This window comes from Maritimibacter dapengensis (assembly GCF_019218265.1).
Taxonomy (GTDB): domain Bacteria; phylum Pseudomonadota; class Alphaproteobacteria; order Rhodobacterales; family Rhodobacteraceae; genus Maritimibacter; species Maritimibacter dapengensis.
In genome coordinates this window covers 1-21,333 of sequence record NZ_JAHUZE010000007.1, presented here as the reverse complement: position 1 = coordinate 21,333, position 21,333 = coordinate 1, and the positions used below count along the sequence as shown (strand labels likewise).

General features: G+C 59.4%; 22 protein-coding genes. 19 read left to right on the top strand and 3 right to left on the bottom strand.

Annotated features, from left to right (window positions below; translation table 11 throughout):
* The first annotated feature begins 5 nt into the window (after nucleotides 1-5).
* The 8 genes from KJP28_RS19075 (at nucleotide 6) to KJP28_RS19040 (ending at nucleotide 8,177) form a co-directional block, all read left to right on the top strand.
* The gene (locus tag KJP28_RS19075; RefSeq protein ID WP_043753147.1) at nucleotides 6-815 is read left to right on the top strand and encodes an ABC transporter ATP-binding protein; all 810 of its coding nucleotides are present in this window, start codon (nucleotides 6-8) and stop codon (nucleotides 813-815) included.
* 33 nt (nucleotides 816-848) lie between these two features.
* The gene (locus KJP28_RS19070; protein WP_407496257.1) at nucleotides 849-2,087 is read left to right on the top strand and encodes an ABC transporter substrate-binding protein; all 1,239 of its coding nucleotides are present in this window, start codon (nucleotides 849-851) and stop codon (nucleotides 2,085-2,087) included.
* A gap of 97 nt (nucleotides 2,088-2,184) precedes the next feature.
* Nucleotides 2,185-3,435: an ABC transporter substrate-binding protein gene (locus tag KJP28_RS19065; protein WP_218394078.1), complete on the top strand. Its 1,251-nt coding sequence runs from the start codon at nucleotides 2,185-2,187 to the stop codon at nucleotides 3,433-3,435.
* 79 nt (nucleotides 3,436-3,514) lie between these two features.
* The gene (locus KJP28_RS19060; protein ID WP_028284927.1) at nucleotides 3,515-4,291 is read left to right on the top strand and encodes an enoyl-CoA hydratase/isomerase family protein; all 777 of its coding nucleotides are present in this window, start codon (nucleotides 3,515-3,517) and stop codon (nucleotides 4,289-4,291) included.
* Between the two features lie 11 nt (nucleotides 4,292-4,302).
* Nucleotides 4,303-5,085, top strand: a complete 783-nt coding sequence (locus tag KJP28_RS19055) for an enoyl-CoA hydratase/isomerase family protein (RefSeq protein ID WP_142494381.1) — start codon at nucleotides 4,303-4,305, stop codon at nucleotides 5,083-5,085.
* 42 nt (nucleotides 5,086-5,127) lie between these two features.
* Complete coding sequence (locus KJP28_RS19050; RefSeq protein WP_028284925.1) at nucleotides 5,128-5,886, top strand: electron transfer flavoprotein subunit beta/FixA family protein; 759 nt, start codon at nucleotides 5,128-5,130, stop codon at nucleotides 5,884-5,886.
* The gene (locus tag KJP28_RS19045) at nucleotides 5,886-6,812 is read left to right on the top strand and encodes an electron transfer flavoprotein subunit alpha/FixB family protein (protein WP_142494380.1); all 927 of its coding nucleotides are present in this window, start codon (nucleotides 5,886-5,888) and stop codon (nucleotides 6,810-6,812) included. The genes KJP28_RS19050 and KJP28_RS19045 overlap by 1 nt, the downstream gene beginning before the upstream one ends.
* Before the next feature lie 207 nt (nucleotides 6,813-7,019).
* Complete coding sequence (locus tag KJP28_RS19040; protein ID WP_081979662.1) at nucleotides 7,020-8,177, top strand: acyl-CoA dehydrogenase family protein; 1,158 nt, start codon at nucleotides 7,020-7,022, stop codon at nucleotides 8,175-8,177.
* Between the two features lie 21 nt (nucleotides 8,178-8,198).
* Here the strand turns inward: KJP28_RS19040 and KJP28_RS19035 are convergent, their stop codons facing one another.
* On the bottom strand, nucleotides 8,199-9,365 hold the full coding sequence (locus KJP28_RS19035) for a CaiB/BaiF CoA transferase family protein (RefSeq protein ID WP_142494379.1): 1,167 nt from the start codon (nucleotides 9,363-9,365) through the stop codon (nucleotides 8,199-8,201).
* Nucleotides 9,366-9,395: 30 nt separating this feature from the next.
* Nucleotides 9,396-10,541 carry a CaiB/BaiF CoA transferase family protein gene (locus tag KJP28_RS19030; RefSeq protein WP_142494378.1) on the bottom strand — a complete coding sequence of 382 codons (1,146 nt, stop codon included), beginning with the start codon at nucleotides 10,539-10,541 and terminating at the stop codon, nucleotides 9,396-9,398.
* Nucleotides 10,542-10,645: 104 nt separating this feature from the next.
* Between KJP28_RS19030 and KJP28_RS19025 the strand changes: the two genes are divergently transcribed.
* The 10 genes from KJP28_RS19025 to KJP28_RS18980 all read left to right on the top strand — a co-directional run bounded on the left by KJP28_RS19025 (nucleotide 10,646) and on the right by KJP28_RS18980 (nucleotide 19,756).
* The gene (locus tag KJP28_RS19025) at nucleotides 10,646-11,023 is read left to right on the top strand and encodes a Zn-ribbon domain-containing OB-fold protein (RefSeq protein ID WP_057796766.1); all 378 of its coding nucleotides are present in this window, start codon (nucleotides 10,646-10,648) and stop codon (nucleotides 11,021-11,023) included.
* A gap of 3 nt (nucleotides 11,024-11,026) precedes the next feature.
* The gene (locus tag KJP28_RS19020; protein WP_142494377.1) at nucleotides 11,027-12,178 is read left to right on the top strand and encodes a thiolase; all 1,152 of its coding nucleotides are present in this window, start codon (nucleotides 11,027-11,029) and stop codon (nucleotides 12,176-12,178) included.
* A 23-nt stretch (nucleotides 12,179-12,201) separates the two neighbouring features.
* Nucleotides 12,202-13,059, top strand: a complete 858-nt coding sequence (locus tag KJP28_RS19015) for a MaoC/PaaZ C-terminal domain-containing protein (protein WP_185959052.1) — start codon at nucleotides 12,202-12,204, stop codon at nucleotides 13,057-13,059.
* Nucleotides 13,060-13,069: 10 nt separating this feature from the next.
* Nucleotides 13,070-14,206 carry a CaiB/BaiF CoA transferase family protein gene (locus KJP28_RS19010; protein ID WP_142494376.1) on the top strand — a complete coding sequence of 379 codons (1,137 nt, stop codon included), beginning with the start codon at nucleotides 13,070-13,072 and terminating at the stop codon, nucleotides 14,204-14,206.
* Nucleotides 14,207-14,269: 63 nt separating this feature from the next.
* Complete coding sequence (locus KJP28_RS19005) at nucleotides 14,270-14,989, top strand: transglutaminase-like domain-containing protein (RefSeq protein WP_028284916.1); 720 nt, start codon at nucleotides 14,270-14,272, stop codon at nucleotides 14,987-14,989.
* Nucleotides 14,986-15,435 carry a MaoC family dehydratase gene (locus tag KJP28_RS19000; RefSeq protein WP_027264320.1) on the top strand — a complete coding sequence of 150 codons (450 nt, stop codon included), beginning with the start codon at nucleotides 14,986-14,988 and terminating at the stop codon, nucleotides 15,433-15,435. The genes KJP28_RS19005 and KJP28_RS19000 overlap by 4 nt, the downstream gene beginning before the upstream one ends.
* On the top strand, nucleotides 15,422-16,546 hold the full coding sequence (locus tag KJP28_RS18995; protein ID WP_142494375.1) for an acyl-CoA dehydrogenase family protein: 1,125 nt from the start codon (nucleotides 15,422-15,424) through the stop codon (nucleotides 16,544-16,546). The genes KJP28_RS19000 and KJP28_RS18995 overlap by 14 nt, the downstream gene beginning before the upstream one ends.
* Nucleotides 16,543-17,694, top strand: coding sequence for an acyl-CoA dehydrogenase family protein (locus KJP28_RS18990; protein ID WP_136340186.1), 1,152 nt, complete (start codon nucleotides 16,543-16,545; stop codon nucleotides 17,692-17,694). Before KJP28_RS18995 ends, KJP28_RS18990 begins: the two co-directional genes overlap by 4 nt.
* On the top strand, nucleotides 17,633-18,532 hold the full coding sequence (locus tag KJP28_RS18985; RefSeq protein ID WP_336245365.1) for an enoyl-CoA hydratase/isomerase family protein: 900 nt from the start codon (nucleotides 17,633-17,635) through the stop codon (nucleotides 18,530-18,532). The genes KJP28_RS18990 and KJP28_RS18985 overlap by 62 nt, the downstream gene beginning before the upstream one ends.
* 27 nt (nucleotides 18,533-18,559) lie before the next feature.
* On the top strand, nucleotides 18,560-19,756 hold the full coding sequence (locus KJP28_RS18980) for a phenylacetate--CoA ligase family protein (RefSeq protein WP_229669281.1): 1,197 nt from the start codon (nucleotides 18,560-18,562) through the stop codon (nucleotides 19,754-19,756).
* 225 nt (nucleotides 19,757-19,981) lie between these two features.
* Here KJP28_RS18980 and KJP28_RS18975 read toward each other — a convergent pair whose 3' ends face one another.
* Nucleotides 19,982-20,959 (bottom strand): FAD-binding oxidoreductase, encoded by a 978-nt coding sequence (locus KJP28_RS18975; protein WP_218394077.1) that lies wholly within the window; start codon nucleotides 20,957-20,959, stop codon nucleotides 19,982-19,984.
* Here KJP28_RS18975 and KJP28_RS20140 point away from each other — a divergent pair.
* Complete coding sequence (locus tag KJP28_RS20140; protein ID WP_185959051.1) at nucleotides 20,910-21,221, top strand: SDR family NAD(P)-dependent oxidoreductase; 312 nt, start codon at nucleotides 20,910-20,912, stop codon at nucleotides 21,219-21,221. The two genes, KJP28_RS18975 and KJP28_RS20140, sit on opposite strands and share 50 nt — an antisense overlap.
* Nucleotides 21,222-21,333: the final 112 nt, after the last annotated feature.

Here is a 21,333-nt window from a genome sequence, read left to right as displayed (position 1 = left end):
TGCCGATGCAAGAAAAAGTTGAAGCCCAGAACATTCTGTCCATGAACAGTGTCGAGGTGCTGTACGACAATGTAATGCTGGCGATCAAAGGTGTTTCGGTTCAGGTTCCAAAGGGCGAGATGATCGCACTTTTGGGTTCTAACGGAGCGGGAAAAAGCACCACGTTGAAAGCGATCAGCGGTCTTTTGAAAGCCGAGCGCGGACGCATCAGCCGAGGTGAGATAACGTTCCAGGGAACGGACATTACCGAAGCGCTCGCGCAAAAACGCGTCGAGATGGGCATCTGTCATGTCATCGAAGGGCGGCGGGTCTTCGAACACCTGACCCCCGACGAGAACCTGACCGCCGCCGCGCCACGCGGAATGTCCCGATCAACGCTGAATGCGGAAAAGGAAAAGATCTACGGATATTTTCCGCGGCTTGCCGAACGCAAAAATTCGCAAGCAGGCTATTTGTCGGGTGGTGAGCAACAGATGCTTGCCATTGGGCGGGCCCTCGTGACCCAGCCGAAGCTGTTGATGCTTGATGAACCAAGTCTCGGGCTTGCTCCGTTCCTGGTCGAGGAAATCTTCGGCATCCTGCAAAAGATCAATAAGGATGAGGGCCTGTCCGTCCTGCTGGTGGAACAGAACGCCTTGGCGGCTCTGGAAATCGTTTCGCAAGGGTACCTTATCGAAAACGGCCGCGTTGTTATGCACGGCACCGCCGAGGCGCTCAAATCTAACTCCGACATTCAGGAGTTCTATCTAGGCGGCGGAGAGACCGATTTTCACAACGTCAAGCACTACAGCCGACGCAAACGTTGGTTGAGTTGAGGTACTAATCAGAAGCTGTTCAGGGAGGAACAAATGAAGAAACTTACCAAAGCGTTGGCCGTATTATCAATGTTCGGCGGAGCAATGTTTGGCACCCAGGCGCTGGCCGAGCCATTCAAGATCGGCATCTGCTACGATCTCAGCAAAGCCTATACCTTTGCCACGCCGCAGGTTTCGCAGGCCGCGATGGACCTTGCCAAGCTCATCAACATGAAGGGCGGCATCGGTGGGGAACCGGTCGAAGTCATCGTGCGTGACCACGGGAACGAACCGCAGCGCGGAATCGAGTGCTACTCGAAACTCAGCCGCGAGGGCGTCTTTGTTTTCGATACCCTGTCCACTCCGGTGTCTCTGGCTATCCTGCCGCGGGCCATGGAAGACGGGCGTATCCTGATGCAGTCTCTTGTCGGGCGCGGCGATGCCGTTGATGGCACCGTCTTCGATTGGGTCTATCCGATCGGGCCGACCTATTGGGGACAGGCCGCCAACGATGTCGCCTACATCAAGCAATTGCATGACGGCGATCTGTCAGATGTGAAGGTCGGGTTTGTTTACTTCGATTATCCCTTCGGGCAGGAGCCGATCGAGATCCTGGAAACCCTGTCCGAGAAAGAGGGTTTCGAGCTTGAACTGTACCCCGTGCCACTGCCTGGCAGCGACCAGGCCGGCGTGTGGTCCAAGGTGCGCCGCGACAAGCCCGATCATGTGATCGTCTGGATGCTGGGCGGTGCCCATGTGGTTGCCTCGAAAGAGATGAAGCGCAATCGCATTCCGATGGACAAATACATCTCGGTCAACTGGCTGAACGAAGTCGATATCGCCAACATCGGTAAAGAGGCCGCCAAAGGTATCAAGCGCGGGACCAATGTCGTGGGCGGTCAGGATATTGCCCTGTATCAGGAAATCATGGCCGAGCTTTATGACAAGGGCGAGGGATCCGGCCCGATCGAGAAGACGCAGGACGTTTTCTACAACACCGGGCTGGCCATGTATTCGATCATGTTCGAAGCCGCGCGCAAGGCGGCGGAAGCCGAGGGGCTGCCGATCACTCCGACATCCTACAAGGCCGGACTGGAGTCGCTTGAGGGCTATGACGCGAACGGGCTGATGGCCCCCATTACGGTGACGGCCGAAGATCATGGCGGCGGGGGCAAGACCCGTATCGAAATGTGGGACGGAGAGACTTGGGTGCCGCAAACCGACTGGATCTCTGAGTACACGGACGTTGTGTGGGGTGTGGTTAAAGAGAGTTCCGCGAAATACGAGCAGTGAATGACTGATTGCAGGAAGTGTGACGCTACGCGGGGCGGCAGTGGCGCTTACGGAACGGTATCACCGCCCTACACTAAACCAACGGGAGATAGATAACATGAAAGTCAAACAGCACATTAAGGCAGTGGCCGTTGCTACTGCACTGGCAGCAAGCGCGACTGTTGCCTCAGCGCAGGACAAGGAGCCTATCCGCTTCGGACTCTGCTTCGACCTTAGTAAATCCTACACGTTCATTTCACCGCAGGTGGCCCAGGCCGCGCAGGACCTGGCGATGTACACCAACGAAAATGGCGGTATCGAAGGTCATCCGGTTGAAGTCATCATTCGCGATCACGGCAACGAACCGCAGCGCGGTGTGGAATGCTACGAGCAGCTCAAGCGCGAAGGCGTGTTCCTGTTCAACTTTCTGTCCACGCCGGTCACGAACGCGGTTTTGCCGCGTGCCATGAAGGACGGTAACGTACTGATGCAGTCTTTCGTTGGCCGCGGTGACGCGGTGGACGGCGAAGTGTTCGAATGGGTTTTCCCGGTCGGTCCGACGTACTGGCAGCAGGCGGCAAATGACGTTGCCTTCATCAAGGGTCAGATGGGCGGTGACTTGAGCAAGGCGAAGATCGGGTTCATCTATCTGGATTATCCCTTTGGCCAGGAACCGATCGAGATCCTGAAAACGCTTTCCGAAAAGGAAGGGTTCGAGTTGGAGCTGTATCCCGTACCCCTTCCCGGGTCGGATCAGGCCGGCGCATGGAGCAAAATCCGCCGCGACAAGCCTGACTACGTGATCAGCTGGCTGCTGGCGGGCGGGCATGTGGTCGCCTCGAAGGAAATGCGCCGCAACCGTTTCCCGATCGACCACTATCTGTCGGTGAACTGGCTGAACGAAGTCGATATCGCCAATATCGGCGCACAAGAGGCGAAAGGCATCCTGCGCGGGACCAACGTGGCCGGTGGCCAGGAAGTTCCGATCGTCAAGACGATGCTGGACACCTACTATGCCAATGGCAAGGGCAGCGGTCCCGAGAGCCTGGTGCGCGACGTGTACTACAACACGGGCATGGCGATCTACTCGGCCGGTTTCGAAGCCGCGCGGATCGCAATTACTGAAAACGGTTGGCCGATCACACCGGAAAGCATGAAGAATGCCTATGAATCGATCGAGAACTTCGATGGAAACGGCATCATGGCCCCGGTTACAGTGACCGACAAAGACCACGGTGGTGGCGGCAAGACCCGGGTCGAGCAGTGGAATGGCGAAACCTGGGTTCCGCTGACCGACTGGAGCGCCGACTATCTTGACGTTGTTTGGGATGTCATCAAGCACAGCTCCGCGACGTTCACCGTCGAATAAGACAGAGCTTCCCCGCGGCAGACATGTCGCGGGGAAGCTTTCCGCAGTTAGATTGTCCCGAGAAAGCGAAGCAGGTATCATGAGCCCCATTGACGTGAAGATCGAAGACGGAATTGCGACCGTCTGTATCAACCGGCCCGAACGTAAAAACGCGCTTTCCGTGGCGGCGACGAACGGGCTGACCGACGCTTGGGAGAAGATCGAGGCGGATGACAGCGTTCGTGTGGCCATTCTGACTTCTGCCGATTGCGGCGTTTTCAGCGCCGGACTGGATCTGAAGGAAGCCACACAAATCGCACGCGACGAGGGTGTCGATATTCTGACCAAGATGCGCGACCCGTTTCACGAGACCATGCGCGCCTGCAAGAAACCGATCATCGCGGCGATGACAGGGTCGCTGATGGCGGGCGGCATGATGCTGACCTTGAATTGCGATCTGCGGGTCGGTCTCAAGGGGACCAAGGTCGGTATCACCGAAGTAAAGATCGGTCGTGGATCGCCCTGGGCATCGCCGGCACTGTCCATGCTACCGCAGCCCATCCTTATGGAAATCGTTCTGACCGGCGACTTGATGCCGATCGAGCGCCTGCACGAATACGGGTTCACCAACTATATCGAAGACACTCCCGATGCTGTCCGCGCAAGGGCATTTGACCTTGCCAAACGCATTGCCAGCGCGGCCCCGCTGTCGGTTGTTGCCGCGAAAGGCGGCGTTCGCGCGACCATGGACCTGGGCTGTGCGGGTGGCCTGAAAGAGGGCAAGCGCCTTCACGAGGTGGTTTACGCCAGCAACGACGCGATTGAAGGCCCAAAGGCCTTTGCTGAAAAGCGAGCACCCGTCTGGACCGGGACCTGATGGAGACTTGAATGACTGAGCTTATTCGCCTGGACAGGGAAGGCCCTGTCGGAATCCTGCGTTTTCTTCAGCCGACAAAACGCAACCCTTACAGCATCGGGTTCGTCGAAGAACTGGTGGCGCTTCTGCGCGAAGCCGAACGGGACGCTACGATCCGTGTCGTTGTTATGACCGGTGGCAATCATTTCAGCAGCGGCGGCGATCTTGTCGGGTTTCAGTCCGAGATCGCCAAAGGCGCGCGGGCGACGTCGGAAATGGTGGACCTGGTTCACGATGGCGGACGCGCGGCCTATCTGTTTCGCAAACCTCTGATTTCCGCGGTATGCGGCGTGGCTTTTGGCGCGGGCCTCAGCCTGGCCTTGTCGGCGGACATTGTCGTTGCCGCCGAAGATGCCCGGCTGTGCGAAGTATTTGCACGCGTCGGCGGTTGTCCCGACACGGGATCAAGCTGGCTGCTTCACCAGCGCGCCGGTGCGGGCGTTGCCCGGATGCTTGTGCTCACGGGCCGTGAAATCGACGGGCGCACCGCCAGGGACCTGCGCGTTGTCGAAGAATGCGTGCCGGCCAACCAGGTCGAGGTACGGGCGCTGGAAATTGCCCGCGAGATTGCAACGCACCCGATGTTTGGCGTTCAGACCGCCAAGCGTGTGATGCGCGCCGCAGCCGAGTGCAGCTATCTCGAGGCGCTGGATATCGAGCGCGATGCCCAAAGCGTTTTGCTGTGCGCGCATGACTTTCCCGAGGCCATGAAAGCGTTTTCGGAAAAAAGAACTCCAGAATTCAAAGACCGTTAGCTCGGTTGAAACCTTATCGCAAAACTCAAGGAGACCACGCCAATGAAGGTACTCGTGCCTGTGAAACGCGTGATCGACTACAACGTGAAGGTTCGTGTCAAAGCGGACGGAAGCGGTGTCGATCTGGCCAACGTTAAGATGTCGATGAACCCTTTCGACGAAATCGCCGTCGAAGAGGCGATACGCCTGAAAGAGGCCGGCAAGGCCGAAGAGGTGGTCGCGGTATCCATCGGCGTCAAACAGGCGCAGGAAACCCTGCGCACCGCACTGGCCATGGGTGCCGACCGCGCCATCCTGGTCGTTGCAGCGGATGACGTGCACCATGATATCGAGCCGCTGGCAGTGGCCAAAATCCTTGCCAAGGTCGTGGAAGAGGAACAGCCTGGTCTGATTCTCTGCGGCAAGCAGGCGATCGACAACGACATGAATGCCACCGGCCAGATGCTGTCAGCCCTGCTGGGCTGGTCGCAGGGTACCTTTGCCTCGGAACTGGACATCGACGGTGACAGTGCCGTCGTGACCCGCGAAGTTGACGGCGGCCTGCAGACCATCAAGGTCAAGATGCCCGCGATCGTCACCGTGGACCTGCGCCTGAACGAGCCGCGCTATGCGTCGCTGCCCAACATTATGAAGGCCAAGAAAAAGCCGCTGGATGAGAAGACCGCCGATGATTACGGCGTTGATGTCACGCCGCGTCTGGAAATCGTCAAAACCTCCGAGCCCGTGGCACGCGCGGCCGGTATCATGGTCGGCTCGGTGGACGAGCTGGTCGCAAAACTCAAAGAAGCGGGGGCTGTATAATGGCTGTTCTTCTTCTCGCAGAAGTGACCGATGGTGAACTGGCAATCGACGCAACCGCCAAGGCCGTGACCGCGGCCAAGGCCCTAGGCGATGTGACCGTTCTGTGCGCGGGCGCCTCTGCTGCTGCCGCAGGCGACGCCGCCGCCAAGATCGACGGTGTGACCAAGGTTCTGGTCGCCGAAGACGCATCGCTGGGTCACCGCCTGGCCGAACCGACCGCCGCGCTGATCGCATCGCTGGCCGGTGATTATGAACATATCGTCGCCCCGGCCACCACGGACGCCAAGAACGTCATGCCGCGCGTTGCCGCGCTGCTGGACGTGATGGTCCTGTCGGACGTGTCCGGCGTTGTCGATGGCAAAACGTTCGAGCGCCCGATCTATGCCGGGAACGCGATTCAAACCGTCAAATCGTCGGATGCGAAAAAGGTCATCACCTTCCGCACCTCGACCTTTGATGCCGCTGGCGAAGGCGGGTCTGCCTCGGTCGAAAGCATCGGTGCCGGGGACAACCCCGGCCTGTCGGAATGGGTCGAAGACAAGGTCGCCGCATCGGATCGTCCCGAACTGACCTCGGCCGGTGTGGTCGTGTCCGGTGGGCGCGGCGTCGGCTCCGAAGAGAACTTTGCCCTGATCGAGAAACTGGCCGACAAGCTGGGCGCCGCCGTTGGCGCATCCCGCGCCGCCGTCGACTCGGGCTTTGCACCGAACGACTGGCAGGTTGGCCAGACCGGCAAGGTGGTCGCGCCTGACCTGTATATCGCTGTTGGCATCTCGGGTGCGATCCAACACCTGGCCGGCATGAAGGACAGCAAGATCATCGTTGCGATCAACAAGGACGAAGAAGCCCCGATCTTCCAGGTTGCCGATTACGGTCTGGTTGCCGACCTGTTCGACGCCGTGCCCGAACTGACCGACAGGCTGTAAGTCATTGCGAAAAAATTACAAAAAGGCCCGCCTGTTTTGGCGGGCCTTTTTTGTACGAGCCGAATGGGCGGCGCGTGATTAGATAAATCCGGATGCGCACGGTCCGAAGCCTTGTGACGCCCCGTCAGAACGCCTCGGGTTCATTGCCAGGAAATAAAACACTTGTTAGATTTCTTCAATGCAAGCATGAACCGATAGGAATAAAACATGTCTCTGATCAAGAACTCCCCGAGTTGGGCAGTGGATGAACACAAGATGTTCGCCGATAGTACACGCAGGCTTTTCGATGCAGAGATGGCTCCGAAGATTGAAAAATGGGCGGAGCAGGGAATTGTTGACCGCGACTTCTGGAAAACAGTCGGTCAGCAGGGTGTCATGGGTGGCTCGATTGCCGAAGAATATGGTGGGTTCGGTGGCGGCATCGGGTTCGACGCGATTACCGTCTACGAGCAGGGGCGCACCGGTGATACGGGTTGGGGCTATGGGATTCAGTCCATCGTAATCCATTATCTCAACGCATATGGCAGTGAGGAACAGAAGAAAAAGTGGTTGCCGAAACTGGTCAGCGGCGACAGCGTTGCGGCGATTGCCATGACCGAGCCTGGAACGGGCTCTGACCTCCAGAACGTACAAACCTATGCGGAAAAGGATGGCAACCACTACAAGATCAACGGTTCGAAGATCTTTATCACAAACGGGCACACGGCGGATCTCGTTGTTATCGTGGCAAAGACCGATCGCAACGCCGGCGCCAAGGGCGTTTCGTTGATCGTTCTGGAAACCGAGGGCGCCGAGGGCTTTCGCCGGGGACGGAACCTGAAGAAACTGGGTATGAAAGGTTCGGATACTGCTGAGCTGTTCTTCGAGGATGTGCGCGTGCCCACGGCGAACCTGCTTGGTCCGGAAGAGGGGCAGGGGTTCTACCAGCTGATGAAGCAGCTGCCTTGGGAGCGGCTGATGATCGGCATTACCGCGCTCGGTTTTATTGATTTTGCGATCGATGAAACGGTGAAATATGTTCAGGACCGCAAGGCATTTGGAAGCCGGATCATGGACTTCCAGAATACACGCTTCAAACTGGCGGAATGCAAAACCAAGGCCGAATTGCTACGCTCCTTCGTAAATGACGGGCTCGCGCGTCTTGAAGCGGGCGAACTTGATGCGGCCACGGCTTCGATGGCGAAATGGTGGGGCAGCCAGACGCAGAACGAGGTCATGCATGAATGCCTGCAACTGCACGGCGGTTACGGTTTCATGATGGAATACCCCATCGCGCGACTTTATGCCGACAGCAGGGTCCAGATGATCTATGGCGGCACCAACGAGATCATGAAGGAACTGATCGCACGCTCGATGGATGTTTGATCCGTCCGGTGCCGGGTGGGGCTACTCCCTGCCCGGCCCCAGAATTTCGTCGCTGTGTTCCCCAAGTCGCGGGGCCGGGCGATGATCATGTCGCGCAGGGGTCGCCGAAAAGCGAACCGGCGGGCGTGTCGTCCAGATCGCACCTTCGGTCGGGTGATCAATCCGTTGAAAGAACCCGGTTGCGGCAAGATGGGGATCGTTCGGTAAATCTGACAGGTTGCGCACTGGCATGGCGGGTATGTCGGCCTGCTCCATGAGGTCAAGCCACTCATCTGTGGTCCGGGTCAGCGCAATGTGCGCCACCATATCGTATACTGCGCCGATGTTGCGGCTACGGGCGTCCATGTCCGTGACCCAGACATGGTCGATCATGTCATTGCGCCCAACCGTCTTGAAAAACCGCGCCCATTGTACGTTGGTGTAAGGCAGAATTGTGATGTAGCCATCTGCGGTCTGAACCGGACGCCGGTGCGGAACCAGCATGCGGGCATAGCCGAAATCCTGCGGAGCCTCCTCGAAGGTGGCGCCATCCATATGTTCGGCCAGCAGGAAGGCGGCCAGCGTCTCAAACATCGGAACTTCGACATGCTGGGCCTGTCCCGTACGCTCGCGGTGGAACAGGGCGCCCATCACGGCATAGGCGGCGGTGACCCCGCCAAGCTTGTCGGCCAGAATTGTCGGGGCATAAGCGGGCGGTGCCTCGGGGTCGCGCAAGGTTGCCAGGCTGGCCAATCCCGACACCGACTGGACGGAATCGTCGAATGCTGGCTTGGCGGCATAGGGCCCGTCCTGTCCGAAACCGGTGGCGGATACCGTGATCAGGTTCGGGTTTTCCTGGCGCAGGGTTTCGGGTTCCAAAGACAATCTGGCAAGCGCCGCAGGCCGGATGCTCGAAATCATCACATCGGCATCGATGAGCAGTTTGCGCAACTGATCGAGACCGGTTTGTGTTTTGAGGTCGAGTACGACACTGCGCTTGTTACGGTTGGCCCCCAGAAAAGCGGCACCCATCAGCTTGTTGCGCGATGGCTGGACCTGGCGAAGAAGATCGCCCTCGGGGCCTTCCACCTTGATCACATCGGCCCCCAGATCGCCCAGCATCTGCGTCGCCAAAGGTCCGAAAACTACAGAAGTCAGATCGACGATCTTCACGTCTTGAAGGATCGCCGGATTGTTCTCATCGGTCATTTGATTGTCCACTTAGTTGCCTACCGTTTTTTATGAACGACGGCCGAACTCGGCGCGAAGGGCCTTGCCTTGCGCATCGAAGGCCGGGCAGGGGCCCAGTGCCGTTTCGCCGAGGCTGCGCCGGATCGGGGGGGTCGGGACGTTGATTTCACCGGAAGGCGTGCGAATTACGGACCGGTCGAGCTGGGGGTGACCGGACAGGGTCGCCACGTCGTTCACCGCGCCCGAGGCAATGCCCGCAGCGTCAAGCCGCTTCAGCATCTCGGCGCGGTCATGCGAGGCGAACACGGCCTTGATGAGAACTTCGAGCGCGGGTTTGTTTTCAATTCGCGACGTGTTGTCATGGAACCGGGGGTCGGTTGCCAAAGCCGCATCGCCCAGTATGTGTTCACAGAACCGTTGCCATTCGCCGTTGTGTTGCACGGTAATGACGACAAGCTGACCGTCCTTGCATTCATAGGCCCCGTACGGGCAAATGACCGTGTGGTTCAGTCCGACACGAGGTGTCGGCTTGCCAAGGTAATCGTGATACAGCAGTGGAACCGACATCCAGTCGGCCATCACATCAAACATTGCCACGGAAACGCCGCTGCCCTTGCCGGTGCGATCACGCCCGACAAGTGCTTCGCAGATTCCAGCATGGGCTGTCATACCGGTGGCGATATCGCAGACCGACACGCCCACCCGTCCTGGTCCGTCGGGTGTACCGGTCACTGATGCCAGACCGCTCTCGCATTGCACCAGAAGGTCATAGGCCTTGGCGTTGCGCATCGGGCCGTCTTCGCCATATCCGGTGATGTCGCAGGTCACTAGACGCGGGAAGCTCTCTCGCAGACTCGCGGAATCGAGCCCCAGCTTGGCCAGCGCGCCCGGCAGCAGGTTCTGAATAAACACATCTGCGTTTTCCAGCATCCTGAGCAGGATTTCACGGTCTTCGTCGGCTTTAATGTCCAAGGCGACCGATTCTTTGCCTCGGTTCAGCCATGTGAAATAGGCGCTTTCACCGTTGGCGGCGGTATCGTAGGCGCGGGCGAAATCGCCTGCGCCCTTGCGTTCGATCTTGATCACGCGCGCGCCGGCGTCGGCCAGCCGCGAGGAGCAAAAAGGCGCGGCGACTGCCTGTTCCAACGCAACGACGAGTTTGCCGGAAAGGGGGGCTAAGTCTGAACCTGACATGAGTTTCTCTCAATTGATCCTGAAAGGTTGACTAAATCTAACAATTGTTAGAAAGATTATCAATACGCTTAAACAAAGACTGGGTCGCTTGAAGGAGAACGCCAATGCAGGATGCCAAAGGACCAGACCAGCTTTTCCAACGCGCGCTGGCAGAGGGAGAGATCCTGCTGCCCAAGTGCGACGACTGCGGGGCCTATCACTTTTTCCCGCGAGTCCTGTGTCCACATTGTCATGGCACCGCGATTTCGTGGAAGCAGGCCGGCGGCAAGGGACGGGTCCACACCACAACAGTCGTGCGCCGAAAGCCCGAACGGGGCGGCGACTACAACGTATGCGTCGTCGAGCTGGACGAGGGTGTCCGGATGATGAGCCGGGTCGAGGGCATTGCCCCGGGTGAGGTCGTCATCGACATGCCTGTAACCGCATTCGTGGGCGAGGCCGAGGGTGTTCCGGCCGTGCTTTTCAAACCGTCGGAGGGATAGGCCATGACCACTGAACTTCGGGGGAAATCCGCCATCGTGGGAACCGGTCATGCCGGTCTCGGAGAAGCCCATGGCCTGACGGCCTATGATGTCATGGCGCAATCTGCGCTTGCGGCGCTTGGCGATGCCGGGCTGAAACTGTCCGACGTCGACGGGCTGTTTTGCACCATGATGGAAGACAGCATGCCGGCGCTTATGGCGGCGGAGTATCTGGGCATCCAGCCCCGTTTCATTGATGGCACGATGTCGGGCGGTTCGTCCTTCGTAAACTACCTGACGTCCGCGACCATGGCGCTGGACGCCGGTCTGTGTGATGTCGCGCTGATTGTTTATGGCTCCAACCAGCGCACCGCGTCGGGCAGACTGGTGACCGCTTCACGTCCGCCGGCCTACGAGGCGCCGTATAATCCGCGCTATCCGATCTCGGCCTATGCGATGGCGGCGGCGCGGCACATGCATGAATATGGTACCACCCGCGAACAGCTGGCCGACGTGGCCGTTGCCGCGCGGGCCTGGGCGCAGCGCAACCCCGAAGCGTTCGAGCGCGGCCCGCTGACCCGCGAGGACGTGTTGGGTTCGCGCATGGTGGGCGATCCATTGACCGTGCGCGACTGTTGTCTTGTCACCGACGGTGGCGGCGCGATCGTAATGGTCCGCGCGGACCGCGCCCGGGATTTCCCGAAGGCACCTGCCTATGTGCTGGGCAGTGCTGCGGCAAGCTCGCACCGGCAGATTTCCCAGATGAAGGATTTCACCGTGACCGCGGCCCGCGACTCGGGCGCGCGCGCCTTTGCGGCGGCCGGAGTGACCCCTGCGGATATCCAGGCGGTCGAGCTCTATGATGCCTTCACCATCAACACGATTTTGTTTCTCGAAGATCTTGGGTTCTGCGCGAAGGGCGAGGGAGGGGCCTTTGTCGAGGGCGGACGCATCGCGCCTGGCGGCGTGTTGCCGGTGAACACGAATGGCGGCGGCCTGTCCTGCGTGCACCCCGGGATGTACGGCATCTTCACAGTGATCGAGGCTGCCCGTCAGATCCGTGGCGACGCGCCGGGCATTCAGTTGAAGGATATTGATCTGGCGCTGGCGCATGGCAATGGCGGTGTGCTGTCCAGCCAGGTCACGGCAATACTGGGGTCACGAAACACGCTCTGACGGCGATCAAGGGAGGAAAGATCATGCCACTGGATTTCGAAGCACTTTCGAATTGGGATTTCGAAGAGATCAAGCAGACTCTGACCGAGCGGGATACCATCCTTTACGCACTCGGGCTGGGGTTCGGCGAAGATCCGACAGACAAGAAAGAACTGGCCTTTGTCTATGAGGACGGTCTGAAGGCGGTTCCCTCTATGGCCGTTACCCTGGGGTATCCGGGCTTCTGGCTGCGCAATCCGAAAACCGGCGTGAACTGGCAGAAAGTGCTGCACGGAGAACAGTGGCTCGACATCTACAAGCCGCTGCCGACACATGGCCGAATTGTCGGCCGCAGCAAGATCGACTTTATCGCCGACAAGGGCGAGGGCAAGGGAGCCGTCATTTACCAAAGCCGCGATATTATCGACGCGGACAGCGGCGAAAAACTGGCGCGCGTGGCGATGTCGGCTTTCTGTCGCGGTGATGGGGGGTTCGGCGGTGAAAACCAGGCGGGTCCGGCACCCGCAGTGCTGCCTGATCGGGCGCCTGATCATGTATGTGATATCAATACCCTGCCGCGCCAAGCCCTTATTTATCGTCTCAGCGGTGATTTCAATCCGCTTCATGCTGACCCGGATGTTGCCCGTTCTGTCGGGTTCGACCGCCCGATCCTGCATGGTCTGGCGACCTATGGGCTGGCGGCCCGGGCGATTCTCAAGACGTTGCTGGACTATGATTCTGCCCGGCTTGTCGGTCTGGATGTTCGGTTCTCGGCGCCGGTCTATCCCGGCGAAACCGTGCGGTTCGAAATCTGGGAAGAGGACGGCGAGGCCCGGTTTCGAGCATCTATTCCGGCACGCGACGTGGTTGTTCTGAACAACGGCGCGGCGCGCTTCGCCTGAGGCAGTGAAGATGGCTCAACCGCTCAAGGATATCCTGGTGCTGGATTTCAGCACACTTCTTCCCGGTCCGATGGCGACGCTCATGTTGTCCGAGGTCGGCGCCGAAGTGATCAAGTTCGAGCGTCCCGGAGTCGGCGAGGACGCGCGCCAAACCGAGCCCAAGATCGACGGAGAGAGCATCGGATTTGCCGTGTTGAACCACGGCAAGCGATCGGTGGCCATCGACCTCAAGTCAAGGGGCGCAGTGGAACGTCTGCGCCCCTTGATCGAGAGGGCCGATGTTCTGGTCGAGCAGTTCCGTCCCGGCGTGATGGACCGGTTGGGGCTTGGTTATGAAGCGGTGCGCAAGATCAATCCCGGTCTCATCTATTGTTCGATCACCGGCTATGGCCAGACCGGACCAAAGGCCAGCGCCGCCGGCCACGACCTCAACTACGTCGGTGATGCGGGTATCCTGTCGCTCAGTCGTGGACCGGATGACCAGCCAACGGCCCCGTTCGGGCTGGTCGCCGATATCGGAGGCGGAACCTATCCTGCGGTGATGAATATCCTGCTGGCCCTGATTGCGCGGCAGGCAAGCGGGCAGGGAACGCATCTGGATATCGCAATGGCCGAGGGGGCGTTCGCCTTTGCCTATTGGGCCCATGCCGAAGGTGTGATTGCCGGGCAGAACATCGAAAGCGGTGGCAGCCGTCTGACGGGTGGCCTGGCCCGATATCGGCTTTATTCGGCTGCGGACGGGCGTCAGATCGCCGTCGGCGCGTTGGAAGAAAAGTTCTGGCAGTCGTTCTGCGATGTTATTGGTTTGCCGGTGGCCCTTCGCGATGACTGGTCCGATCCCAATGCCTGCGCCGCAGAGGTTGCACGTCGTCTGAGGGAACACCCCTCGACCCATTGGGAGCCTTTGCTGGCAGCGGCAGATTGCTGCTGTTCGGTCGTGAAAACGCCCGCCGAGGCGGCGCGCGACCCGCATTTCAAAGCGCGTGACGTGTTCGGGCGGACAGTAAAAATCTCCGGCCGGGACGCGCCTGCTTTGCCGCTGCCAATTGCGCCGGAGTTCCGTTCTTCCGGAAATTCGGTCGGAGTTGCAGCCACTCTGGGCGAAGACAATACGCGTTATGGCTTGGACCAACCAAAGACAGAGTAAATCCCGTTGACGGGCAGGTTTTGAATCGGTAATCTAACATTTGTTAGAAAAAAGGAGGGGCCAATGGACAAGTCTGACGATGACCTGCCGACTGAAGCTGAGCGTTATGTCATGCCATCGCGCTTTGTGGAAAGCGATAGCTTGGAAGTGCAGGGTTTCGTGACATCGGCTTTGCGTGATCTCCCTGTGGGCGCAACCAATCGCGACAAGGCGATCCGCCTGTTCGAAGCGGTGCGCGACGATATTCGCTATGATCCCTATTGTTTTGCGCTGGATGAGGACTCTTACCGTGCCAGCCGTATCGCTGGGGCGGAAGCGGCGTTTTGCGTTCCCAAGGCAATTCTTCTGGCGGCTTGTTTGCGTGCTGTGGGTATCCCCGCCGCTCTGGGGTTCGCGGATGTGCGCAACCACCTGAATACACCCAAGTTGCAGGAGTTGATGGGGACCGATCTCTTTATCTACCACGGCTATGTTCAGCTGTGGTTGGGGAATGAGGCCTACAAGGTGACACCTGCATTCAACATGGAACTGTGTGAAAGATTCGGGGTCAAACCCCTGGTCTTCGACGGCTATCACGACGCGCTCTTTCATGAGTTCGACGAACAGAATCACCGGCACATGGAATATGTGAACGACCGTGGTCTCTATTTCGACGCGCCGATGGGTGAGTTCCTGGTGGCGTTCAAGGAAACCTATCCGAAGCTGGAAGAATTCAACCGCATCCGGATATCCAAGGATGCGAGCGGATACGATGACGGTTTCGCAAAGGAGGGTGCCTCTTGAGGTATCTGGAAGACTTCTCGCCGGGCCAAGTCTATCGCTTTCGCAGCGCTCCGATGAGCGCGGATTCAATAAAGGCCTTTGCCAAGGAATGGGATCCGCAGCGGCTGCACACCGATGAAGACTATGCAACCGCCATACATGGCAGCCTGATCGCCTCGGGCTTTCAGACCATGCTTGAGGTGTTCAAGCCGGTCATGACCGAGATGATGGTCGATGTTGCCAATATCGGCGGCATGGGCTTTGACAATTTGCGCTGGCTGCGGCCTGTGCACCCGAACGAACCCCTTGATGTCGAACTGACGGTCAACTCGGTCACACCGTCAAAAAGCAAGCCCGACAGAGGTGTTTTGCACTATACGCTCAGCGCCAAAAACCCCGAGGGCGAGGTCGTTTTTTCGACCGACACCCCCGTGATGATCCAGCGAAAACAAAATGACACAAACTGATATCCTTTCCAGCGAACAAGAAGACCTTCGCCTGTTGCGCGAGAGCGTGCGCACGTTGTTTGAACGGGCGGGCGGAAGTGACAGAGCCCGACAACTCCGTGATGCCGGGGGCGGTTTCGATCCGGAGATGGTCCGGGAACTGGCCGAGGCCGGTGTTTTCGGCGTGGCGGTGCCCGAAGATCAGGGCGGGCTTGGCATGGGCCTAGCCGCCGGGGGTGTCATCGCCGAGGAAGTCGGCCGTGTGATTGCCCCGGAACCGGTCGTGTCGACGATCGGTCTGAGCCTCGGCCTTCTGCGCCGCCTTTGTCCGGATCATCCGAAGATGGCACAGCTCATCGGCGGCGAAATTTCATTGGCGGTTGCCTGGCAGGAACGCGGCCCCGACGGGGCGCCTGCCGATGCGACCTGCCGATACGCGGACGGAAAGCTGACCGGTGGCAAGGCCTGGGTCGTCGGTGCGATCGGTTCGCACGGGTTCCTTGTCGTGGCCGAACAGGATGATGGTCCGGTTCTGGTTCTGGCTGAGGCAGACGCGCAGGGGCTTGTCATCGACAAGCGGACGCAGGCGGATGGCAGCTCTCTGGGCGAGCTTTCGTTTTCGGGAACTCCGGCCGCGGAATTGGCCAGCAGCGGTGCGGTTCTCACTGCACTGGCCGAAGCTGTCGCCGATGCAACGGCGCTTGCCGCGGCCGAGCTTGTCGGCCTGAGCGAGCGCGCCTTCGAGATCACGCTCGACTACATCAAGACGCGGGAGCAGTTCGACAAGCCGATCGGATCATTCCAGGTCATCCAGCACCGTGCCGTCGACCTCAACGTGATGTGCGAGGTCGCGCAGGCCGGAGTGCGGGAGGCGCTTGCGCAGATGGACAGCGAAACCGATCCGAAGGTTCGGGCCCCGATTGCCAGCCGCGCCAAAGCGCGCGCCGTCACGGCCGCCAAGAAAATCACCCGCGACGCCATCCAGCTGCACGGGGCCGTCGGGTACACGGATGAGTTCGATATCGGGCTCTACCTGAACCGGGCGCTGGTGCTGTCGGCCTGGTTGGGCGACGATGCCTATCACAGGCGGATATGGTTCGAGGCACGCGAAGCAGAGGGGGCAGCACAATGACCGACTGGAACGCTATGACCGATGCAGAGTTCCGCAAAGAAGTGCGCCAGTTCTTCGAGGCGGAATATCCCGAGGAGCTGCGTCACCTGCCGCACCGACCGAAGTTCGCCGAGATCGAACATTGGCACCGCAAGCTTCACGCCAAGGGCTGGGTCGCGCCAGCCTGGCCCGCTGAATTCGGCGGTATGGGGCTGAACGCCGCCAAGTTGCTGATCTTTTACGAAGAGCAGCAGCGCTGGGGCGTCAATCGCGGCCGCGACATGGGCGTGCAGATGGTCGGGCCGCTGATCATCAAATTCGGCACCCAGGAACAAAAAGATTACTGGCTGCCGCGTATCCTGAGTTGCGAAGATATCTGGTGTCAGGGCTATTCGGAACCCGGCGCCGGGTCCGATCTGGCGAACCTGCGCACACGCGCAGAGATTGACGGCGACGACTTTGTCATCAACGGACAGAAGATCTGGACCACGATGGCGCATGACGCCACGCATATTTTCATGCTGGTGCGCACCGATCCCGATGCGCCGAAGAAACAGCAGGGCATCAGTTTCCTGCTCGCTCCGATGGATCAACCCGGAGTCGAGGTGCGCACCATCACGACCCTGTCGGGCGAGACCGAGTTTTGCGAGGTCTTCTTTGACAATGCACGGACGCCCCGCGAGAACCTCGTGGGCGAGCTGAACAAGGGTTGGACGATGGCCAAGGCTCTCTTGAGCTTCGAACGCATTTTCATCGGTTCGCCAAGTCTGGCCCAGAACGCTCTGGGACAGCTTGAAAGTTTTGCCCGTGGCCGTGGCGCGTTTGACGATCCGGTGTTCCGTGACCGCTTTGCCCAGGCGGCACTGGATGTGGAAGATCATGCCGCGCTTTATGCCCGTTTTGCAGATCAGCTCAAACGTGGCGAGACGCTCGGTGCGGATGTGTCCATGCTGAAGATTTGGGTGACTGAATGCTTCCAGCGCATCACCGAGCTGATGATCGAAGCAGCCGGTCCCGATGGCGGCTCCATCGGGCCGCTTCAGGTCGGCAACGTAAGTGTCGATGTTCTGGCGAGTTTCTACAAGGCCAGACCTACCACGATCTACGGTGGATCGAACGAAATCCAAAGAAACATCCTGTCCAAGGCCGTCCTGGGACTGCCTGGCTGAATCAATACCCCACGGAGGAAATAGAACCATGTCGGATCGTTATGCAAAATACGATAAACTGAAATTTGACTACCCGGCGGATCGCGTCCTGCGCATCACGTTCGACCGGCCCGAGACATTCAACTCGGTCGATGCCGAAACCCACACCCAGATGACGGACATGTGGATCGATATCGACCGTGACCCAGACATCAATTCGGTCATCGTGACCGGTGCGGGCAAGGCATTTTCCGCCGGGGGTGATTTCAGCCTGATCGAAAACATGATTGGCAATTCGCACGAGATCATGAAGACGTGGAAAGAAGCCAAGGATCTCGTCTATAACATCATCAACTGCAACAAGCCGATCATTTCCGCGATCAATGGCCCTGCGGCCGGCGCAGGCCTTGTGGTTGCCATCCTGGCCGACATCTCGATCGCCGGAAAGAAGGCCAAGATTGTCGATGGTCATCCCCGCCTTGGTGTTGCCGCCGGTGACGTCGCGGCGATTATCTGGCCGCTGCTGACCTCGATGGCCAAGGCGAAATACTATCTGATGACCTGCAAGCCGGTGTCGGGCGAAGAGGCCGAGCGTATCGGTCTGGTATCAATGTGCGTCGAGGATGACGAGCTGCAGCAGATCGCGCTGGATACAGCCGTCGAACTGGCCAACGGCTCGCAAAGCGCGATTCGCTGGACCAAGTATTCGCTGAACAACTGGCTGCGCCAGGCCGGGCCGATCTTTGATGCGTCGACCGCGCTGGAGATGCTTGGCTTCATGAGCGAGGACGTCAAGGAAGGTGTGTTGTCGCACCGCGAGAAGCGCGCGCCGAACTTCCGTAAGGACTGCCCGCTTTAACACCAGATTGGACGAGGAGGCATGGAAATGTCTGATGATATCTACAAAGATATAGCTCAAGCCTATGCCGCTGCGGCCGAAAAAGCTCCTGGCCTGAAATCGCGATTTACGGCTGCCGGATTCGATCCGGCAGCTGTCACATCGGTGGCGGACCTCTCGCGTCTTCCAGTGATGAAAAAAGAAGAGCTTCTGAAGATCCAGCGCGAGAACCCGCCCTTTGGCGGGTTCCTGGCCTCGGATCTGAAGGATGTCGGGCGGATCTACGTGTCCCCCGGCCCGATTTTCGAACCGGCCCTTTCGGACGGTGGCGGCCACGGCCTTGACCGGCTGTTCAAGGCGGCAGGCGTGGGGCCGGGGGATATCATCCTGAACACCTGGATGTATCATCTGGTGCCCGCGGGGCTTTTGTTCGACGAAGCGGCACAGGCCGCAGGCGCCACGGTGATCCCCGGAGGCGTCGGCAATACGGAGCTTCAGGCACAGATCATCGCCGAAACCGGCGTGACTTCGATCTGCGCTTCGACCGCGTTTTTCCTGACGCTGGCGGACAAGGTGATCGAAACCTATGGCCGCGACGCATGGAAGGTGAAGACAGCCTTCCTCGGCGGTGAGATGGGCGACTGGATGGCCAAGCGCCGCCGGATCGAGGCCGAATACGGCGTGTCCACCTGGGCCGCCTATGCCACCGCCGATCTGGGCCTTGTCGCCTATGAGGATGGCGGCGAAGGCTACCTGGTTCATCCCGACCGCGTGGTGCAGATCTGCGATCCGGTCAGCGGCGAACAGGTCGCTCATGGCGATCCTGGCGAGGTTGTCGTGACCGCGCGCGATTCCACCTGGCCGATGATCCGGTTCGGCACCGGCGACAGCGCCTTTGCCCTGGAAAGCAACGCGGATGGCACCGTCAGCCGGATTTCAGCATTGCAGGGACGGGTCGGGGCAGCGGTCAAAGTGCGCGAGATTTTCGTTTATCCGCGCGTGGTTGAAGAAGTTGTCATCGGCACGCCGGGCGCAAAGGCCGCGCAGGCCGTGGTAACGCGCGAGAACGATCGCGACATGATCCGCCTCTCGCTTGTGCTGGAAGACGGTGCCGACGCTTCCGCCGCAGAAGCAGCCGCCGCTGATACCTTCAAACTGCATGCACGAATTCGTGCTGACGAGGTGAACATTGTTTCGGAACTACCCGAAAATGCAGAACTGATCGTCAACCAAAAAGACCGCTGAGATCGGGTTCTGTGCGCTTTGCCTGAATCCGACCTTTTAGCCGACACTGGCACGCGGGTTTTCGTGGACCCAAGACTTTCAACTTGGCGAAGGTCTTGGGGATCCCGGCCCCGCGCGCCCGTGGGGTGTCGCGGAAAGCGGCACAGGTCAAACGTGGTCGAAATCGACTGTCAGTTTTTTGGTTTTCGGACGGGCCTGGCAGGTCAGGACAAAGTTCTCCTTCAACTACCGAGGCTCCAAAGCATAGTTCAGCGTCATCTCTGCCTCGCCTTCGATAACTTTGGCGCGGCAGGTGGAACACATTGCGCCCTTGCAGCAATAGGGTAGTTCGATACCTGCTGCGGCGGCGGAGACCACGCTTTCCTGATCAGGTGTCATCACAAAGCTGCGGGCGGTGCCATCAAGGATCGCCGTGACCTGAACTCCTTCTCCAGTGGCGGCTTCCGCCGTAAGCGGCGCAAGCGTGACGGTGGCGGTATTGTCAGCATCGGCGGGAGCGAACAGCTCGTCATGAAAACGGTTCTCTTCAACGCCGAGGTCGCGGAGCGCGGTCTTGAGTTCCTGAATCATCTCGGCGGGGCCGCAAAGAAAAGCATCTTCTATTTCTGCCGGAGCGAACAGGGCACCGGAGAACTTGCGCAGCTTTTCCGCATCAAGCCGGCCCGAGAATAGTGGGGAATCGGTGCCTTCGCGCGTCAGTGTATGAAAAAGAGAGAACCGTCCGGGATAGGTATCCTTGAGATCGTTCAATTCGTCGCGGAAGATGATGGAACTTAGCGTTCGACTGCCGTAAAAAAGGATGAAGTTGGCCCCGGCCTCGGTGGCAAGCACCGAGCGGATGATCGAAATGATTTGAGTAGTTCCACTGCCCGGGGCCAGGGCGAGATAGGTGCGTGGTCCGCCTTGTCGTATCTTTGATCCGAATGTGCCTTCGGGCGTCATGACATCAAGTTCGGTGCCCGGTGGCAGTTCGCTATGAACGAAAGAGGAAAACGCTCCGCCTTCCAGCAGCTTGACCAGAACGCGCAACTCGCCATCGTCTCGGCCGGAGCTGACCGAATAGCATCGCCGCACACCATCGATATCACCGGCACGGCGCAGCGTGACGTACTGGCCCGGGATGAATTGATAGTCGTCCGCCAGATCTTCGGGATTGGGCGAGCATTTCGCCGAACTGCTGGCGGGGCAGGATGTCGACGTCACATTGGCCGCCCGCCGCGTCGCCCGCTTGTCTGAGCTTTCCGCAAAGATAGCGGCGGAAGGGGGGCAGGCCGATGTGATAGAGATGGACGTGGCGGACCCGGAGTCGGTGGAAGCCGCGCTGAAGGGACGGGTCTTTGACACTGTCATCAACAATGCCGGAACGACGGCATCTCTTCCCGCATTGGAACACGGGCCGGCCGAAATCGACGCGATCATAGACACAAATCTCAAGGGCGCATTTCATGTCGCACCGTATCGGTAGTGCCCCGTGGGGTGGTGTAAGAGGCCGCGCGCGAAGCCCTTGGCGTAGCGCAGCGCGCGGCCGGGCTGGCGGCCATCGCGCTTCTTCGTAGTCTGAGGTTGTTCGAAGACCG

What these genes read in the sequence shown, in the direction of transcription:
- KJP28_RS19075 (WP_043753147.1), top strand. Translation starts at nt 6, where the DNA reads ATGCAAGAAAAAGTTGAAGCCCAGAACATTCTGTCCATGAACAGTGTC.
- KJP28_RS19070 (WP_407496257.1), top strand. Translation starts at nt 849, where the DNA reads ATGAAGAAACTTACCAAAGCGTTGGCCGTATTATCAATGTTCGGCGGA.
- KJP28_RS19065 (WP_218394078.1), top strand. Translation starts at nt 2,185, where the DNA reads ATGAAAGTCAAACAGCACATTAAGGCAGTGGCCGTTGCTACTGCACTG.
- KJP28_RS19060 (WP_028284927.1), top strand. Translation starts at nt 3,515, where the DNA reads ATGAGCCCCATTGACGTGAAGATCGAAGACGGAATTGCGACCGTCTGT.
- KJP28_RS19055 (WP_142494381.1), top strand. Translation starts at nt 4,303, where the DNA reads ATGACTGAGCTTATTCGCCTGGACAGGGAAGGCCCTGTCGGAATCCTG.
- KJP28_RS19050 (WP_028284925.1), top strand. Translation starts at nt 5,128, where the DNA reads ATGAAGGTACTCGTGCCTGTGAAACGCGTGATCGACTACAACGTGAAG.
- KJP28_RS19045 (WP_142494380.1), top strand. Translation starts at nt 5,886, where the DNA reads ATGGCTGTTCTTCTTCTCGCAGAAGTGACCGATGGTGAACTGGCAATC.
- KJP28_RS19040 (WP_081979662.1), top strand. Translation starts at nt 7,020, where the DNA reads ATGTCTCTGATCAAGAACTCCCCGAGTTGGGCAGTGGATGAACACAAG.
- KJP28_RS19035 (WP_142494379.1), bottom strand. Translation starts at nt 9,365, where the DNA reads ATGACCGATGAGAACAATCCGGCGATCCTTCAAGACGTGAAGATCGTC.
- KJP28_RS19030 (WP_142494378.1), bottom strand. Translation starts at nt 10,541, where the DNA reads ATGTCAGGTTCAGACTTAGCCCCCCTTTCCGGCAAACTCGTCGTTGCG.
- KJP28_RS19025 (WP_057796766.1), top strand. Translation starts at nt 10,646, where the DNA reads ATGCAGGATGCCAAAGGACCAGACCAGCTTTTCCAACGCGCGCTGGCA.
- KJP28_RS19020 (WP_142494377.1), top strand. Translation starts at nt 11,027, where the DNA reads ATGACCACTGAACTTCGGGGGAAATCCGCCATCGTGGGAACCGGTCAT.
- KJP28_RS19015 (WP_185959052.1), top strand. Translation starts at nt 12,202, where the DNA reads ATGCCACTGGATTTCGAAGCACTTTCGAATTGGGATTTCGAAGAGATC.
- KJP28_RS19010 (WP_142494376.1), top strand. Translation starts at nt 13,070, where the DNA reads ATGGCTCAACCGCTCAAGGATATCCTGGTGCTGGATTTCAGCACACTT.
- KJP28_RS19005 (WP_028284916.1), top strand. Translation starts at nt 14,270, where the DNA reads ATGGACAAGTCTGACGATGACCTGCCGACTGAAGCTGAGCGTTATGTC.
- KJP28_RS18995 (WP_142494375.1), top strand. Translation starts at nt 15,422, where the DNA reads ATGACACAAACTGATATCCTTTCCAGCGAACAAGAAGACCTTCGCCTG.
- KJP28_RS18990 (WP_136340186.1), top strand. Translation starts at nt 16,543, where the DNA reads ATGACCGACTGGAACGCTATGACCGATGCAGAGTTCCGCAAAGAAGTG.
- KJP28_RS18980 (WP_229669281.1), top strand. Translation starts at nt 18,560, where the DNA reads ATGTCTGATGATATCTACAAAGATATAGCTCAAGCCTATGCCGCTGCG.